Origin of the sequence: Streptosporangium oxazolinicum (assembly GCF_039537505.1) — a bacterium.
GTDB classification, from domain to species: Bacteria; Actinomycetota; Actinomycetes; order Streptosporangiales; family Streptosporangiaceae; genus Streptosporangium; species Streptosporangium oxazolinicum.
Genome location: NZ_BAABAQ010000005.1, coordinates 192,697 through 206,566, shown reverse-complemented (window position 1 = coordinate 206,566; position 13,870 = coordinate 192,697). Strand labels below are relative to the sequence as shown.

Here is a 13,870-nt window from a genome sequence, read left to right as displayed (position 1 = left end):
CCAACCACCGGCCCGCGAACCACCGTAAACAGCTGCGAACAGTCGCGAATGACCGGGAAACGAGCACGGCCCGTCCCGCGGGGAAGGCGGGACGGGCCGACCGGGTTCAGGCCACTACGGGGTGGCCTTGTCGGGACGCTCGGAGATACGGACGCTGTTGAGCACGGTGTCGCCGGTCCGCTTGGCGAACCGCACGTTGAGCTGGCCGTCGGTGACCTTCACCGTGTACTGCCGGGTGGTGGCGGTGTACGCGCCGGTCTCCAGGGCGAGGTCCAGCGCGGGAATCGCCAGCTGACCCTCGACGATGACGTCGAAGACGCGCTGGCCCTCACGCTTGCCCCGGGTCTCGGCGAAGCCCAGCTCGACGGTGTAGGTGCCGTTGGGCACCCGGTCGAACCGGTACTCCAGCATCCCCTCGCGGACGCTCCTGAACAGCGCCTGCTCGGTGGTGCCGGTGATCGTCCTGCTCGCCGTGTTCGTCTTGGTGGCGGTGCCGACGTAGCCGTGACCGCCGGTGCTGTGCTTGCGGTCCGCGGTCCAGCGGTCCCCCGCGGCGTCGACGACGTCCTTGGTGCCGCCCACCTCGACGGCGACCTGGTGCTTGGGCACCACGACCGTCACGAGGATCTCGATCTGCGGGTTGCGGCCGCTCGCCGAGCGCACCAGCAGCTTGCCGGTGCGTACGGTGCCCGGCTGGACACCCGCGCTGGAGGCGGTCACCTTCAGCGTCACCGACCCACCCTTGGCGAGCTGGCCGGTGGCGGGGGTCACGCTCAGCCAGCCCTGGGCGGGGTCGGTGACCACGGTGTAGGCCGTGGTGACCCCCAGGTTGGACAGTTCGACCGTGCCCGTCCTGGTGGTCTCCGCCGGTTGCACCAGGGTCAGCTCGGCGACCGAGGCCGTCACCTGTCCGGTGGCGAGCGCGACGTCGGCCACGGTACGGGCTCCGGCGGTGACGGTGACCTCCTGGGTGAAGGTCCCGTAGTTCTCCTTGGAGACCTCGACCCGGTAGTCGCCCAGCAGGATCTGCCCGAGGAACGTGCCGTCCGCCCCGGTGGTGAAGGTCGCCACGTCGCCGACCTTCACCGTCGCGCCCGCCAGCGGCTTACCGTCGTTGGCGTCGGTGACGGTACCGGCCAGCAGGCCGTGCCGGCTCGCGGTGAAGGTCAGGCTCTGGCCGTCGCCGATCGCGGCACTGTTGAAGGAGTACTGCAGCGCGTCGGTGCCGTCCGCGTTCTCGATGCCCACCGTGGCACCGATCCCGGCGTCGCGCTCGCTGTCGACGCTGTCGTAGCGGTATCCGACCGAGCCGTTCTCACCGAGCAGCGCCGAGAACGAGACGCGCTGGGTGGCGTCGGCGTAGAAGCGGGCGTTGCGCCACTCGACGACGAAGGTCCGGTTCGGCGCGGTTCCGACGGTGGCGGTGTAGAGGCCGGACTGGTCGTCCAGCACGAGGTCGTCCCAGAAGGGGTAGAGCGCCGCGTTGGGCGCGGCGGTGGCGGGCAGGGCCGCGTTGCTCGCCAGGGCGGCGCTGTCCCTGAAGGCGAGGAACCCGTTGGTGCTGACCCAGGCGCCGGTGTAGCCGGTGCCGTAGAACGGGAAGGTGAACGGCAGCGCGATCTGCTGGACCGCGTCGTCGCCGGTGAGCGCGCTCTTGGCGGTGCCCGCGACGTACGCCTCGGCGGCGCTGTCACAGGTGTAGCCGAAGGAGTCGGTGCGGCGCGGCAGGTCGACGTCCCTGGTCAGGTCGCCGTTCACCGTGATCGGCACGGTGAGCTCTCCCGCGCACCGGGAGCCCGGGGTGACCTTCAGCTGGTAGTCGCCGTTGGGCAGGGTGAGCCGGTAGCGGCCCGCGGCGTCGGCGACCGCGCTGACCGGGGTGCCCACCGCGGTCAGCGTGGCACCGGGCTCGGGAGCGCCCGCGGCGGTGACCGTGCCCGAGACCGTGCCCGAGGCCCGCCGCGTCAGCGACACGTCCTGGGTGACCGTCTGGTCGGCCACGACGGTGACGGTCACGGTGGCGGCGTCGTCGTACCCGAACTTCGTGACCGTGAGCTCGTACTCGCCGGCCAGCAGGCGGGGCAGCGCGTACGTGCCGTCCTGCGCGGTGGTGGTCGTGCGGTTCAGCGGCCCGGTGACGGTGACGGCCGCCGAGGCGAGCGGCGTGCCGCCGGAGGTGACGGTGCCGGTCAGCCCGCCGAGTTCACCGGCGGGGGTGGCCTGGACCGCGGCGAACGCGTCGAGCCTGCCCTCGCCCCAGATGTTGTTGTCGGCGGCGGTGCCGCCGCAGCGCGTGTCGTTGACGTCGATCGCGGTCCGGTCGAGGAGTTCCCGGGTGGTGGTGATGTCGCCCAGCAGGGCGGGAGAGGCCGACCACATCAGCGCGACGGTGGCCGCCAGGTGCGGCGCGGCCATCGACGTGCCGGAGTTGGCCCCGTACCCGCTATTGGTCACGGACGAGCGCACGTTCACGCCGGGGGCCGCGAGGTTGGGCTTGATCTCGCCGTTCTCGCCGGAGCCCCGGGTGGAGAAGGTGGCGATCGTGTTGTTGACGTCGAACGCGCCGGCGCTGTAGCTGGCGACGTACTGGCCGGGTGAGCCGCTGGAGTTGCAGCCCGCGTTCGTGACGTTGCCGTTGGCGAAGACGGGGAAGATGCCCGCCGCGACCCACGCGTCGACGGTCTCCTTGTACCAGGGGTCGAAGCCGCCGCCGCCCCAGGAGTTGTTGACGATGTGCGGCGCCAGGTCGGGACGCGGGTTGTCGCCGTTCAGGTCGGTGGGCGCGAGCACCCACTGCCCGGCGGCGAGCAGCGAGGCGTCCGAGCAGCTGCTGGACTCGCAACCCTTGGCGGCGATCCACTTCGCGCCGGGGGCGACGCCGATGGTGTTGGCGCCGCCGTCGTCGCCCACCATGGTGCCCATGGTGTGGGTGCCGTGGCCGTTGTTGTCGCACGGCGCGGTGCCGGAGCAGATCCCGGCCGGGTCGAACCAGTTGTAGTCGTGGTCGACGCCACCGCCGGCGTCCTTGCCCCGGTACTTGGCGGCCAGCGCGGGGTGGTCGAACTGCACGCCGGTGTCGATGTTGGCCACGACGATGCCCTCGCCGCGGACGCCGAGCTCGTCCCAGACCCGGGGGGCGTTGACGCGGTCGATGTTCCATTCGATCGCGTTGATCTTCGCCACCTCCTTGCCGGGCAGCGGCTCGGGCACCTTGACGACCCGGCCGGGCTCGATCCTGTCCACCTCGGGCCGCTTGGCGATCTCCTCGGCGAGCTTGGCGTTGCCGGTCACCTGGATGGCGTTGGCGATCCAGAAGGAGGTGAAGTCGGCGCGCTCGGCGGTGAGCAGCTTGCGCAGGCCCGCCTGCGACGAGGTGGCGAGCTCGGTCTTGGCCTGGAAGACCTGCGTGGCCTTCTCGGTCTTGGTCTTCGCCCTGCGGGCCGCGCTGAGATCGGCGTCACTGTTCAGGCGTACCCAGAAGGTGGCCTTGTCGTCCGCGGCCAGATCCGCCAGAACGGTCTTGTGGATCTTTTCGGGGGCGGGTGCGGCCTGGGCCACGCCCTGAGGAAGCACGAGCACGAGGGCGGCGGTGATCCCGGCCAGGACCGTTCGCCGGCGTCGAGGGGTGTTTGACACGCATTCTCCTTCACTCCGGGCGAGAGCTTCTCGCCGGGCAGAGCGACGCGGGGTGCACACGATCTTTACAACCCACGTGGAGAATCCTGAATAGATCTTGTGTAATTTTCAAGCTTTCGGGTTAGTAAAACGCCATATGTCACCAGAATTAACATGATTGGACGGTCCTAATCAGAGACCCGTCCCCGCCGGACACACCGCCTCGCCGCCCCTTCTCCGGAACCGGTACAGTCCCCTTCCCGGAGCCGGTACGACATGTGGGCTTCACGCGATCGGCGGGACACGGGAGGATTGGCGGCGTGAACCGCACCGCTGCACGTCTGGGAGTGCTCCTGCTGGCCGCCGTCGCGGTCGTGGCGGTGCTGCTCGCACTGCTGCCACCGTCCTCGACCGGCCCGTACGGCGAGGAGCACTCGCGAGCCTCCGCCGTCGCGGTGAAGAAGCTGGGTGAGCGCGACCACGAGCTCACCGTCACCTCCGCCGCGCTCGGCCGCGAGGGCAGGGTGCGGGTCCTGCTGCCCGAGGGGTGGACACCGGACTCGGGTCCGTGGCCGGTGCTGTACCTGCTGAACGGCTGCTGCCAGTCCGACTACGACACCTGGGTCACCAAGGGCGGCGCCGCGGAGCTCACCTCGGGCTACCGCGCGCTCGTGGTCATCCCCGAGGGCGGCCCCGTCGGCTTCTACTCCGACTGGCGCGAGGGCCCCGGCTGGGAGACCTTCCACCTCACCGAGGTCAGGGCCGTCCTGGAGCGCGACTACGGAGCCGGGGACCGGCGGGCGGTGGCGGGGCTGTCCATGGGCGGGTTCGGGGCGATGTCGTACGCGGCCCGCCATCCCGGCATGTTCCAGGCGGCGGCCTCCTACTCCGGGGTGCTGCACACCCGCGACGGCAACGGCGGCGTCGACTGGCTGCTCGGGCAGTACGGCGAGGAGTCCGTGAAGCTCTGGGGCTCCCCCCGGGATCCGCGGTGGGCCGCCCACAACCCGGCCGACCTCACCGGCGCACTGCGCGGGGTGCGGCTCTTCGTCTCCAGCGGCGACGGCGCCCCCGGCCCGCTGGACGACGCCTCCGAGGCACGGGACGAGGGCGAGGCCTCCCTGCTCCTCCAGGCCGTGACCTTCGTCGAGCGGGCCAGGGCGAACGGCGCCGAGGTGGCCGTCGACTTCTACGGCCCCGGCACCCACTCCTGGCCCTACTGGCGCCGCGGCCTGGAACGCTCGCTCCCCATGCTCATGGGCTCCATCGGCGCGGCCGTCTGAGGATCCGCGGGTCACCGCGACCGACGCCGCCCGGCCTTCCCTGCCCGGTATGACCGTTATGGAAGATGCCGCGCGTGCCGTCCTGTGCCGTCCGCGGCACGCCAGGCTGGGGCTCCCGGTGGCGCGGAAAGTTAAGACGGGCGACTCTGGACGTTCAGCTCAGACACCCCTTTCCGGTCACCCTCGTGGCTAGGTTCCTATGACACCCCAGCTCAGGGGCGTTCGCCGTATGTCATGAGGAGCCACCTTGCGAGTCCTGGCCGTTGTCCCCGCCCGTGGAGGTTCGGTGGGGGTCCCCCTGAAGAACCTGGCCGCGGTGGGAGGCAGTCCCCTGGTCGCCCGTGCGGTACGGGCCTGCGTGCGCGCCGAGCTGGTCGACGAGGTCGTGGTCAGCACCGATCACGAGGAAATCGCCGAGGTGGCCCGCGCCGCGGGCGCGACCGTGATCGACCGCCCCGGAGATCTGAGCGGCGCGACCGCCTCCAGCGAGTCCGCCGTGCTGCACGCGCTCGACCAGGTGTCCGAGACCCCCGAGGTGGTCATCCTGGTGCAGTGCACCAGCGCGTTCATCGACCCCGCCGACCTGGACAGCGCGATCTCCAAGGTCCTGGACGGCAGTGCCGACGTGGTGTTTTCCGGGCTGGAGACGCACGAGTTCCTGTGGAGCGCCAACGGCGCGGGGGTCAACCACGACCCGTCCTACCGCCCCCGCCGCCAGGACCGCGAGCCGAACTTCCGCGAGACCGGCGCGTTCTACGTGATGCGCACCGAGGGCCTGCGCGAGCACGGCCACCGCTTCTTCGGCGCCGTCGCCGTGCAGCAGGTGCCCTCGCGCCACGCCATCGAGATCGACACCCCCGAGGACCTGGAGATCGTACGGGCGCTCGCGCCCTTCGTCGACGAGCCCGAGCCGATCGACGTGGACGCGGTGATCACCGACTTCGACGGCGTGCACACCGATGACCGCGCCTACGTCGACCAGGACGGCCGCGAGATGGTCGCGGTGAGCCGCTCCGACGGCATGGGCATCTCGCTGCTGCGCCGCTCCGGCGTCAAGCTGATGATCATGTCCACCGAGCACAACCCGGTGGTCGCGGCCCGCGCCCGCAAGCTGGGCGTGCCCGTCCTGCAGGGCCTCACCGACAAGCGGACCGTGCTGCGCGACTGGCTCGCCATCGAGGGAATCGACCCGGCCCGCGTCGCGTACGTCGGCAACGACGTCAACGACCTGGGCCCGATGAGCGACGTCGGCTGGCCGGTCACGGTCCCCGACGCCCACCCCAAGGTCCGCGCCGCCGCCAGGACCGTGCTGACCAGGCCCGGAGGCGCCGGAGCCGTACGGGAGCTGTGCGACCGCGTCCTCGCGGCCCGCCCGGTGGACCGCGAGGACGCGGTCGCCACCGCTCCCGCGCCTCGCGCCGAGCTGCGGCTCACCCCGGTCGCCAAGCCCGTCCAGATCGGTGACGCGCTGGTCGGCGCCGGGCAGCCGGTCTACGTGATCGGTGAGATCGGCATCAACCACAACGGCGACCTGGACATCGCGCGCAAGCTCATCGACGTGGCGGCCGAGGCGGGCTGCCAGGCGGTCAAGTTCCAGAAGCGCACCCCGGAGATCTGCGTGCCGCTGGAGCAGCGCGACCAGATCCGGCAGACGCCCTGGGGCGAGATGACCTACATGGAATACAAGATCAGGACCGAGTTCGGCCTGGACGAGTACACCCAGATCGCCAAGTACTGCGAGGAGCGCGGCCTGCACTGGTTCGCCTCGCCGTGGGACGTGCCGTCGGTGGAGTTCCTGGAGTCCATGAACGTGGTCACCCACAAGGTCGCCTCGGCGAGCGTGACCGACCTGGAGCTGCTCCGCGCGCTCGCCGCGACCGGCAAGCCGATCATCCTGTCCACCGGCATGTCCACGCTGGAGGAGATCGACCGGGCGGTGGAGATCGTCGGCACCTCCAAGCTGGTGCTGATGCACGCCACCTCCACCTACCCCCTGCCTCCCGAGGAGGCGAACCTCCGCGCGATCGTCACCCTCCAGGAGCGGTACGGCGTGCCGGTCGGCTACTCGGGCCACGAGCGCGGCCTGCAGATCTCGCTCGCGGCGGTGACCCTGGGCGCGGTGACCGTGGAGCGGCACATCACGCTCGACCGCACCATGTGGGGCTCCGACCACGCCGCCTCGCTGGAGCCCGCCGGGCTGGAGCACCTGGTCCGCGACATCCGGATCATCGAGACCGCCCTGGGCGACGGCGTCAAGCGCGTCTTCCCCGGCGAGGAGGCTCCCAAGTCGCGCCTGCGCCGTGTCACCGTATGACCCTCTGATTCGGGAATGGGAAGAACAACTTGATCAAGCTGTCCGTCGTCGTCCCGGTGCGGGACGCGGAGGTCTACATCGGTGACGCGCTGACCTCGCTGGTCAGGAACGCGCGCAGGGACTTCGAGTTCATCGTGGTGGACGACGGATCGGCAGACGCGACCGGGCAGATCGTCGAGGACTTCCGCGACGACCTGCCCGGTCTGGTCGTGCTGCACAACGACGCGCCGGTCGGGCTCGCCGACGCGCGCAACCTCGGGGTCTCCCTGGCCTCCGGCCGCTACCTCACCTTCATGGACGGCGACGACTGGCTCGCACCCGGATACCTGGAGAACCTGGTCGGGGCGATCGAGCGGCTCGGCTGCGACTTCGTCCGGGTCGACCACGTCCAGGTGGAGGGCAGGAAGCGGGTGATCCACCGGGCGCCGCTCGCCACCCGGGAGGTGGTGCTGAAGCCGCGCGACCACATCCTGCCCGCCCGGTCGAAGACCATGGTCGACTACCCGTACGCGTGGGCGGGGATCTACCGCCGCGACCTCGGCGAGCTGCTCACCTTCCCCGGGCACCTGCACACCGCCGAGGACAGGCCGTGGATCTGGCGGCTGCACCGCGGCGCGGCGTCGTTCGCGGTGGTGTCGCTGGCCGGACTGTTCTACCGGCGGATGGTGTCGGGCTCGCTCACACAGATCGGCGACGCCAGGCAACTGCACTTCTTCGACGCCTTCGACATGGTCTTCGACGGCCTGGAGGAGGAGTTCACCCCCAAGGCGGTACGCATGTTCCGCGCGCTCCTCGCCCACCACCTGGAGATGGGCGAGCGGTTCTCCCCCGAGCTTCGCGCCCGCTTCGAGGAGCGCGGCGCCGCGACCCTGAGGCGGTTCCCCGCGGACCTGCTCGCCGAGACCCGCCTGGATCCGGAACGCGACCAGATCCTGCAGAGACTCCTGGAGGGCTGATGACGCAGCTGTTCTACGCCTCGACCCTGTTCGGCGCGATGACGCTGGCGGCGGCGATCGACGAGGGCCGCTTCGGCCCGCGCGAGGGGCGCCGGATCCTGCTGGTGTCCAACAACGCGGCCATCCCGGAGATCACGCCGTCCCTGGACGAGACCCCGGGATTCGCCGCGCTGCGCCCGCGCTTCGACGAGCTCTACTCGTGGAACGAGATCGTGGCCCCGCTGCACCCCTCGGACTGGAAGGCGCGCGTCATCGAGGTGCCGATGCTGAGCCGTCTGATCGGCTCGCGTCTGTCCCTGGGCGACGGCCCCGACGAGCTCATCCTGGAGTCGATCGCGGTCCCCCCGGGCAGGACCCTGGGAGGGCTGGTCAAGGACTGCCCGATCTCTGTCTACTCCGACGGCCTGATGAGCTACGGCCCGACCCGCGACCCGCTGCCGCTGGAGATCTCCGGCCGCATCACGCGCCTGCTCCACCTCGACCTGGTCCCCGGCCTGACGCCGCTGCTGCTGTCGGAGTACGGGGTTGCCGCCGAGACCCTCCCCGACCGGGCCTTCCTCGACGTGATCGGGAGGGTCGGCGGGCAGGCCGGTGACGCGCCCCCGGGCCGGGCGATGATCCTCGGGCAGTACCTGTCCGCCCTCGACATCGTCACCCCCGAGGAGGAGGCGCGGCTGCACGCCGACATGCTGCGCGGCCTCGTCGCCCGGGGGTTTCGCGGCGTGCTGTTCAAGCCCCACCCGGCCGCCGGGCGCAGGCACGCCCAGCAGTTGCGCGAGACGGCCGCCGAACTGGGCGTCGAGCTGGACGTGGTGGCGGAGACCGTACCGGCCGAGTCGTGTTTCGCCACACTCAGGCCCGAGCTCGTGGTCGGCTGCTTCTCCACCGCCCTGATCACCGCGAGCCGCTACTTCGGGCTCCCGGTGGCGACGGTGGGCGGCGAGCTGGTCCTGGAGCGGCTCACCCCGTACGAGAACAGCAACCGGATCCCGGCCACCGTCACCGACGCCCTGCTGCCGCGCCTGTCGGCGGACGGCTCGCTGGAGGAGCCGCCGCCGGTGGATCTTCCCGCCCTGGTGAGCGCGGTCGGCTACTGCATGCAGGCCGAGGTGTATCCGCGGCTGCGCGAGAGCGCCGCCGCCTACCTGGAGGCGCACGGCCCCGCCCGCTACTTCAAGCGCCAGCGCCTCGGCGCCCTGGACCTGCTCGCCCCCCAGGCCGCCGCCCCCCGGGAACGCAGCCCCCTGGGCAGGCTCCGCAACCGCCTGTCGAAGGCGTTCCCCTAGCTCCGGCGCGCGCCGTCAGAAAGTCAGAAGAAGGACGGGGCGTCCCGCTCGACGCGCCTGTCGAACAGCCGCCAGGCCCACACCTGCACGACGAGAACGAGGACGAGCGCGCCGAGCCCATAGGCGGTCAGCACCGCCAGAGCCGGTCCGCTCGCCGGGTGGGCCATCAGGCCGGGCGCGGCGACCAGCCCGGCCACGACGGCCGGGGCGCCCACCGCCACGGCACTGAGCGCGAGGCTCCGGCCGTCCTCGCCGAACGGGCGGGACCGGACGCGCCACAGCGCCACCACGGCGCCGAAGAGCGGAAGCGTCGCGAGGGCGTCGCCGAGCCCCCGGGTGACGAGGGCCACCGCCAGGCCGCCGCCCGTCGCCACGGCGGTGAGCGCGAGGGCGATCCCGGTGACCCTGTCCCCGAGCCGCCGGACACCGGGGCGGAGACGGCCGGGCAGGCGGCGGGCCATGAAGGCCGCCCCGTGCGCCGCGAACAACGCGGGCAGGGTCACCGCCCACAGCGCCGCGTAGGGGGTGAACAGCCTCCCGGCCGACGGCGGCGATTCGGGCAGGCCGAGGAGCAGGTTGCCGATGACGAACCCCCACGCGACGGCGAGCAGCCCGCTGCCGGTGACGATCGCCCTCGCCCACAGGCGCCGCCAGGCACGCCCCGTACGGCGGAGCCTGAACCACAGCCCCGCGTCACGGACGACCCATCCGACGAGGCCGGTGACGACGAACGGGTAGAGCCCCGAGATGACCTCTCCTTCCATCAGCGGGAACGCGCCCATCAGCACGCCCGCCACGGCGACGAGCCAGACCTCGTTGGCCAGCGCGAACGGCGCGAAGGCGGCGACGGAGACGTCCGTGTCGTCCTGTGTGTCGTCCCGCGTGCCGTACCTGCCCAGCAGCAGCCCCGCGCCGAGGACGATCCCCTCCAGGACGAAGTAGCCGACCAGGAGCGATCCCAGGATCAGTAGCCAGACGACGTCCACGACGTTTCCTCTCTTTCCGGCTTTTCCGGCTTTTCCGGCGACAGGCGGGTGGCGGTGCCGGGCTCCGGCGCCGGCAGGGTCCTGGCGCCGAGCGTGAGCACGTCCTCTTCGGGGCCGCGCCGGACGAAATGGGCGATGAGCGAGTAGTCGACGACGGCCAGGAAGAGCAGGACCGTGGTGAACGCGACCAGCGATCCGGTGATGGCCGCCGGTCCGATGTCGCCGAGCGCCTCCTCGGTCCTCAGCAGGCCGTAGACGGCCCAGGGCTGCCGGCCCACCTCCCGGACCAGCCATCCGCAGACGGCGGCGACGAACGGGAGCGGGATCAGGAATGTCATCACGTACAGCAGCGGCCGCAGGCGGATGCTCCAGCGCCAGACCATCAGCGGGAGGAGGAGCAGGGCGGACAGCGCCAGTATCTGGCCGATGTAGATCATGACCTGGCCGACCTCGTAGATCCACGTGGGCGGGGTGAGGTCGCCCGGCCCGAACCGGGCGGCGAGCAGGCTCTGGGCCTTCGCGAGCTCTTCGGCGTTACCGCTGGTCAGCGCCGTCTTGACGGGCTGGAAACCGCCGATCACCGGGAACTGCGCGATGCCGCCGGCCATGACGAGGGGAGCGGTCACGGCCGCCACCACCAGGCCCACGCGCATCGAGCGGCGGAAGAAGTCGACGTCCCGCGTACGCCGGATGAAGTGGTGGGCACTGACCCCGGCCACGAAGAACGCCCCGACGCTGAGCGCGGCCGGCAGCAGGTGGGCCAGGGTCACCGTCAGGGCGGGATTGCTCACCAGCGCGCCGAAGTCGGTCAGGCGGATGCCCGCCCCGTGCCTCTCGTACCCGACGGGGTGCTGCATGAAGGAGTTCGACACCATGATGAAGAACGCCGAGGCGTAGGCCGTCAGCGTGACGACGGCGAAGACGGCGAGGTGCGCGATCCTGGGGAGCCGGTGCCATCCGAAGATCCACAGCCCGAGGAAGGTGGACTCCAGGAAGAACGCCACGAGGGTCTCCAGCGCGATGGCCGCGCCGAAGACATCCCCCGTCAGCTTCGTCAGGCCGCTCCAGTTGAGCCCGAACTGGAACTCCATCACGATGCCCGTGACGATGCCGAGCGCGTAGTTGACGAGGTAGATCTGCCCCCAGAACCGGGTCATCCGCTCGTACACCGGCCTGCCGCCGAACACCCATCTGGCCTGCATGTACAGGATCAGGGGCGCGAGGCCGAGGGTGAGCGCGACGAAGAGGAAGTGCAGGCTCGTCGTCAGCGCGAACTCAAGCCTGGCCAGGTCGAGGGGTTCCATGGTCTCGCACGCTAGAGGCGTGCCCGGGGGCCGGTCGTCATCCTGTGGGGGCGCCGGGAAGCGCCGCTGGGCGTATGCGGCCCGCTCACCGTATGCAGGAAAGCACCGCGGATTCTCCCGGCCCGCTCACCGCACGCCGGGAAGCGCCGCTGGGCGTACGCGGCCCGCTCACCGCACGCAGGAAAGCACCGCGAATCCTCCCGGCCCACTCACCGTACGCCGGGAACGACCAGTCCCGTCTCGTAGGCGATCACCACGAGCTGCGCGCGGTCGCGCGCTCCCAGCTTGAACAGGGCGCGGCCCACGTGGGTCTTCACCGTCGCCGGGCTGATGAAGACGCGCCGGGAGATCTCCTCGTTGGACAGCCCGCCGCCGACGAGTCCCACGATCTCCTTCTCCCGCTCTGTCAGTACGTTCAGGGGCGTGTCGTCGAGCCGGTGCGGGCGCCGCGCGGTGACGAAGCCCTCGATGAGGCGGCGCGTGACGCCGGGGGAGAGCAGCGACTCCCCGCCGGCCACCACGTGGACGGCCCTGCGCAGCTCGCCGGGGTCGGTGTCCTTGAGGAGGAAACCGCTGGCCCCGGCCCGCAACGCGTCGAAGACGTACTCGTCGGCCTCGAAGGTGGTGAGCACGACGACCCGCACGTCCCGTAGCGAGGCGTCGCCCACGATGGCCCGGGTCGCCTCGATGCCGTCCAGGACCGGCATGCGGATGTCCATCAGCACGATGCCGGGCCGCTCCCGGCGCGCCAGCTCGACGGCCTCGGCCCCGTCGGACGCCTCCCCCACGACGACGATGCCGGGGTCGCGTTCGAGCAGCGCGCGGAAACCGGCGCGTACCAGTGTCTGGTCGTCCACCAGGGCGACGCGTGTGCTCACCGGTGCCTCTCCTTCGTGGGCAGCCGGGCGTGGACGCGGAATCCGCCGCCGGGGGCGGGGCCCGCGGTGAGGTGACCGCTCAGCGCGGTGACGCGCTCGCGCATCCCGGTCAGGCCGTGGCCGGGCGACCCTTCCCCCGGTCCTTCCGCTCCCCCCGGCCCGCCGCCGTCGTCGACGACCTCGATGGAGAGGCTCGACGGCTCGTAGGAGACGGTTATCTCGACCATGCTCGCCCCCGAGTGCCGAATCACGTTCGTCACCGACTCCTGGATGATGCGGTAGGCGCTCGCGTCGACCGCCACCGGAAGATCGTACGGCTCCCCGCGCGTGCCCCACCCTACGTGGAGTCCCGCCCGTTCGGCCATCGCGGTGAGGTCCCGCACGCTCGACAGGCGGGGTACGGGAGAGCGGGGCTCCCCGCCCGGGTCGAGGTGGCGCAGCAGGCCGATCGTCGACCGCAGCTCGCTCATCGCCTCGACGCTCGCTCCGCGGATCACCGCCACCGCCTGCCTGCTCCGCTCGGGCTCCTCCTCGAACAGCTCGTGGGCCACCTGGGCCTGCACCTGGATCACCGTGACGGTGTGGGCGATCACGTCGTGGAGTTCCCGGGCGATCCGCAGCCGCTCTGCCTCGATGCGGCGTTCGGCCTCGGCCTCCCTGGCCTCCTGGGCGATCCGCAGCCGCTCGCGTACCTCCTCGGCGAGGGCCTGCCTGCTGCGTGCCGCCTCGCCGAGGAAGAGCACGGCCGCCAGGAGCGCGGCCTGGAGCGCCGCCTTCTCGACGAGGAGGCTGAGCACCGGGTCCTGGACGACGATCGCGCGGTAGCCGACGCTGTAGACGCTGAGCGCGCCCACGACCAGCGCCGCCCAGCCGAAGTGCCCGCGCCCCGCGGCCGTGTACGTGGCCACGCCCAGGACGATCGCGACGGACAGGCTCGGGTAGGCGAGGGAGTGGTACACCAGCACCAGCGCGCAACTGGCCACCAGGACCGGCAGCGGCCAGGTACGGCGGGCGAACAGGACCAGGCCCATCCCGGCGCCGAGGGCGTAGGCCAGCGCGTCCGGGGGCCTGGCGCCCGGCTCGGCGGACACGCCGATCATCGTGGTCGTGACGACGACGACGAGGGCGACGAGTGTCCCGTCGATCAGGCTGGGCGGGACACCTCGCAGGAACGCCCGGAGGGCTCGTACCGACATAGCGCGACCCTAGCCACCTGACAAAGGCGGAGCCCTTCCCGCGTCATCCCCC

The 13,870-nt window shown here is 71.3% G+C and carries 9 protein-coding genes; 4 read left to right on the top strand and 5 right to left on the bottom strand.

The features are described from left to right. Window positions 1-114: 114 nt before the first annotated feature. Window positions 115-3,636 carry a S8 family serine peptidase gene (locus ABD817_RS16365; protein ID WP_344918779.1) on the bottom strand — a complete coding sequence of 1,174 codons (3,522 nt, stop codon included), beginning with the start codon at window positions 3,634-3,636 and terminating at the stop codon, window positions 115-117. Window positions 3,637-3,935: 299 nt separating this feature from the next. Here ABD817_RS16365 and ABD817_RS16360 point away from each other — a divergent pair, with 299 nt between their 5' ends. From ABD817_RS16360 to ABD817_RS16345, 4 genes are all read left to right on the top strand, one after another. After that, window positions 3,936-4,898: an alpha/beta hydrolase gene (locus ABD817_RS16360; RefSeq protein WP_344918778.1), complete on the top strand. Its 963-nt coding sequence runs from the start codon at window positions 3,936-3,938 to the stop codon at window positions 4,896-4,898. Between the two features lie 247 nt (window positions 4,899-5,145). Next, a complete protein-coding gene (locus tag ABD817_RS16355; RefSeq protein WP_344918777.1) occupies window positions 5,146-7,212 on the top strand; it encodes an N-acetylneuraminate synthase family protein in 2,067 nt (688 codons plus the stop codon). A gap of 29 nt (window positions 7,213-7,241) precedes the next feature. Beyond that, window positions 7,242-8,168: a glycosyltransferase family 2 protein gene (locus ABD817_RS16350; protein WP_344918776.1), complete on the top strand. Its 927-nt coding sequence runs from the start codon at window positions 7,242-7,244 to the stop codon at window positions 8,166-8,168. Continuing rightward, entirely contained in the window at window positions 8,168-9,454 is a 1,287-nt protein-coding gene (locus ABD817_RS16345; RefSeq protein WP_344918775.1) for an alpha-2,8-polysialyltransferase family protein, read from the top strand. The genes ABD817_RS16350 and ABD817_RS16345 overlap by 1 nt, the downstream gene beginning before the upstream one ends. Before the next feature lie 23 nt (window positions 9,455-9,477). Here the strand turns inward: ABD817_RS16345 and ABD817_RS16340 are convergent, their stop codons facing one another. The 4 genes from ABD817_RS16340 to ABD817_RS16325 all read right to left on the bottom strand — a co-directional run bounded on the left by ABD817_RS16340 (window position 9,478) and on the right by ABD817_RS16325 (window position 13,818). Then, window positions 9,478-10,440, bottom strand: a complete 963-nt coding sequence (locus tag ABD817_RS16340) for a cytochrome d ubiquinol oxidase subunit II (RefSeq protein WP_344918774.1) — start codon at window positions 10,438-10,440, stop codon at window positions 9,478-9,480. Further along, entirely contained in the window at window positions 10,419-11,744 is a 1,326-nt protein-coding gene (locus ABD817_RS16335; RefSeq protein ID WP_344918772.1) for a cytochrome ubiquinol oxidase subunit I, read from the bottom strand. Before ABD817_RS16335 ends, ABD817_RS16340 begins: the two co-directional genes overlap by 22 nt. 209 nt (window positions 11,745-11,953) lie before the next feature. Continuing rightward, window positions 11,954-12,622 carry a response regulator gene (locus ABD817_RS16330; RefSeq protein WP_344918771.1) on the bottom strand — a complete coding sequence of 223 codons (669 nt, stop codon included), beginning with the start codon at window positions 12,620-12,622 and terminating at the stop codon, window positions 11,954-11,956. Further along, window positions 12,619-13,818, bottom strand: a complete 1,200-nt coding sequence (locus ABD817_RS16325; RefSeq protein WP_344918770.1) for a sensor histidine kinase — start codon at window positions 13,816-13,818, stop codon at window positions 12,619-12,621. Before ABD817_RS16325 ends, ABD817_RS16330 begins: the two co-directional genes overlap by 4 nt. Window positions 13,819-13,870: the final 52 nt, after the last annotated feature.

What these genes read in the sequence shown, in the direction of transcription:
- ABD817_RS16345 (WP_344918775.1), top strand. Translation starts at nt 8,168, where the DNA reads ATGACGCAGCTGTTCTACGCCTCGACCCTGTTCGGCGCGATGACGCTG.
- ABD817_RS16335 (WP_344918772.1), bottom strand. Translation starts at nt 11,744, where the DNA reads ATGGAACCCCTCGACCTGGCCAGGCTTGAGTTCGCGCTGACGACGAGC.
- ABD817_RS16325 (WP_344918770.1), bottom strand. Translation starts at nt 13,818, where the DNA reads ATGTCGGTACGAGCCCTCCGGGCGTTCCTGCGAGGTGTCCCGCCCAGC.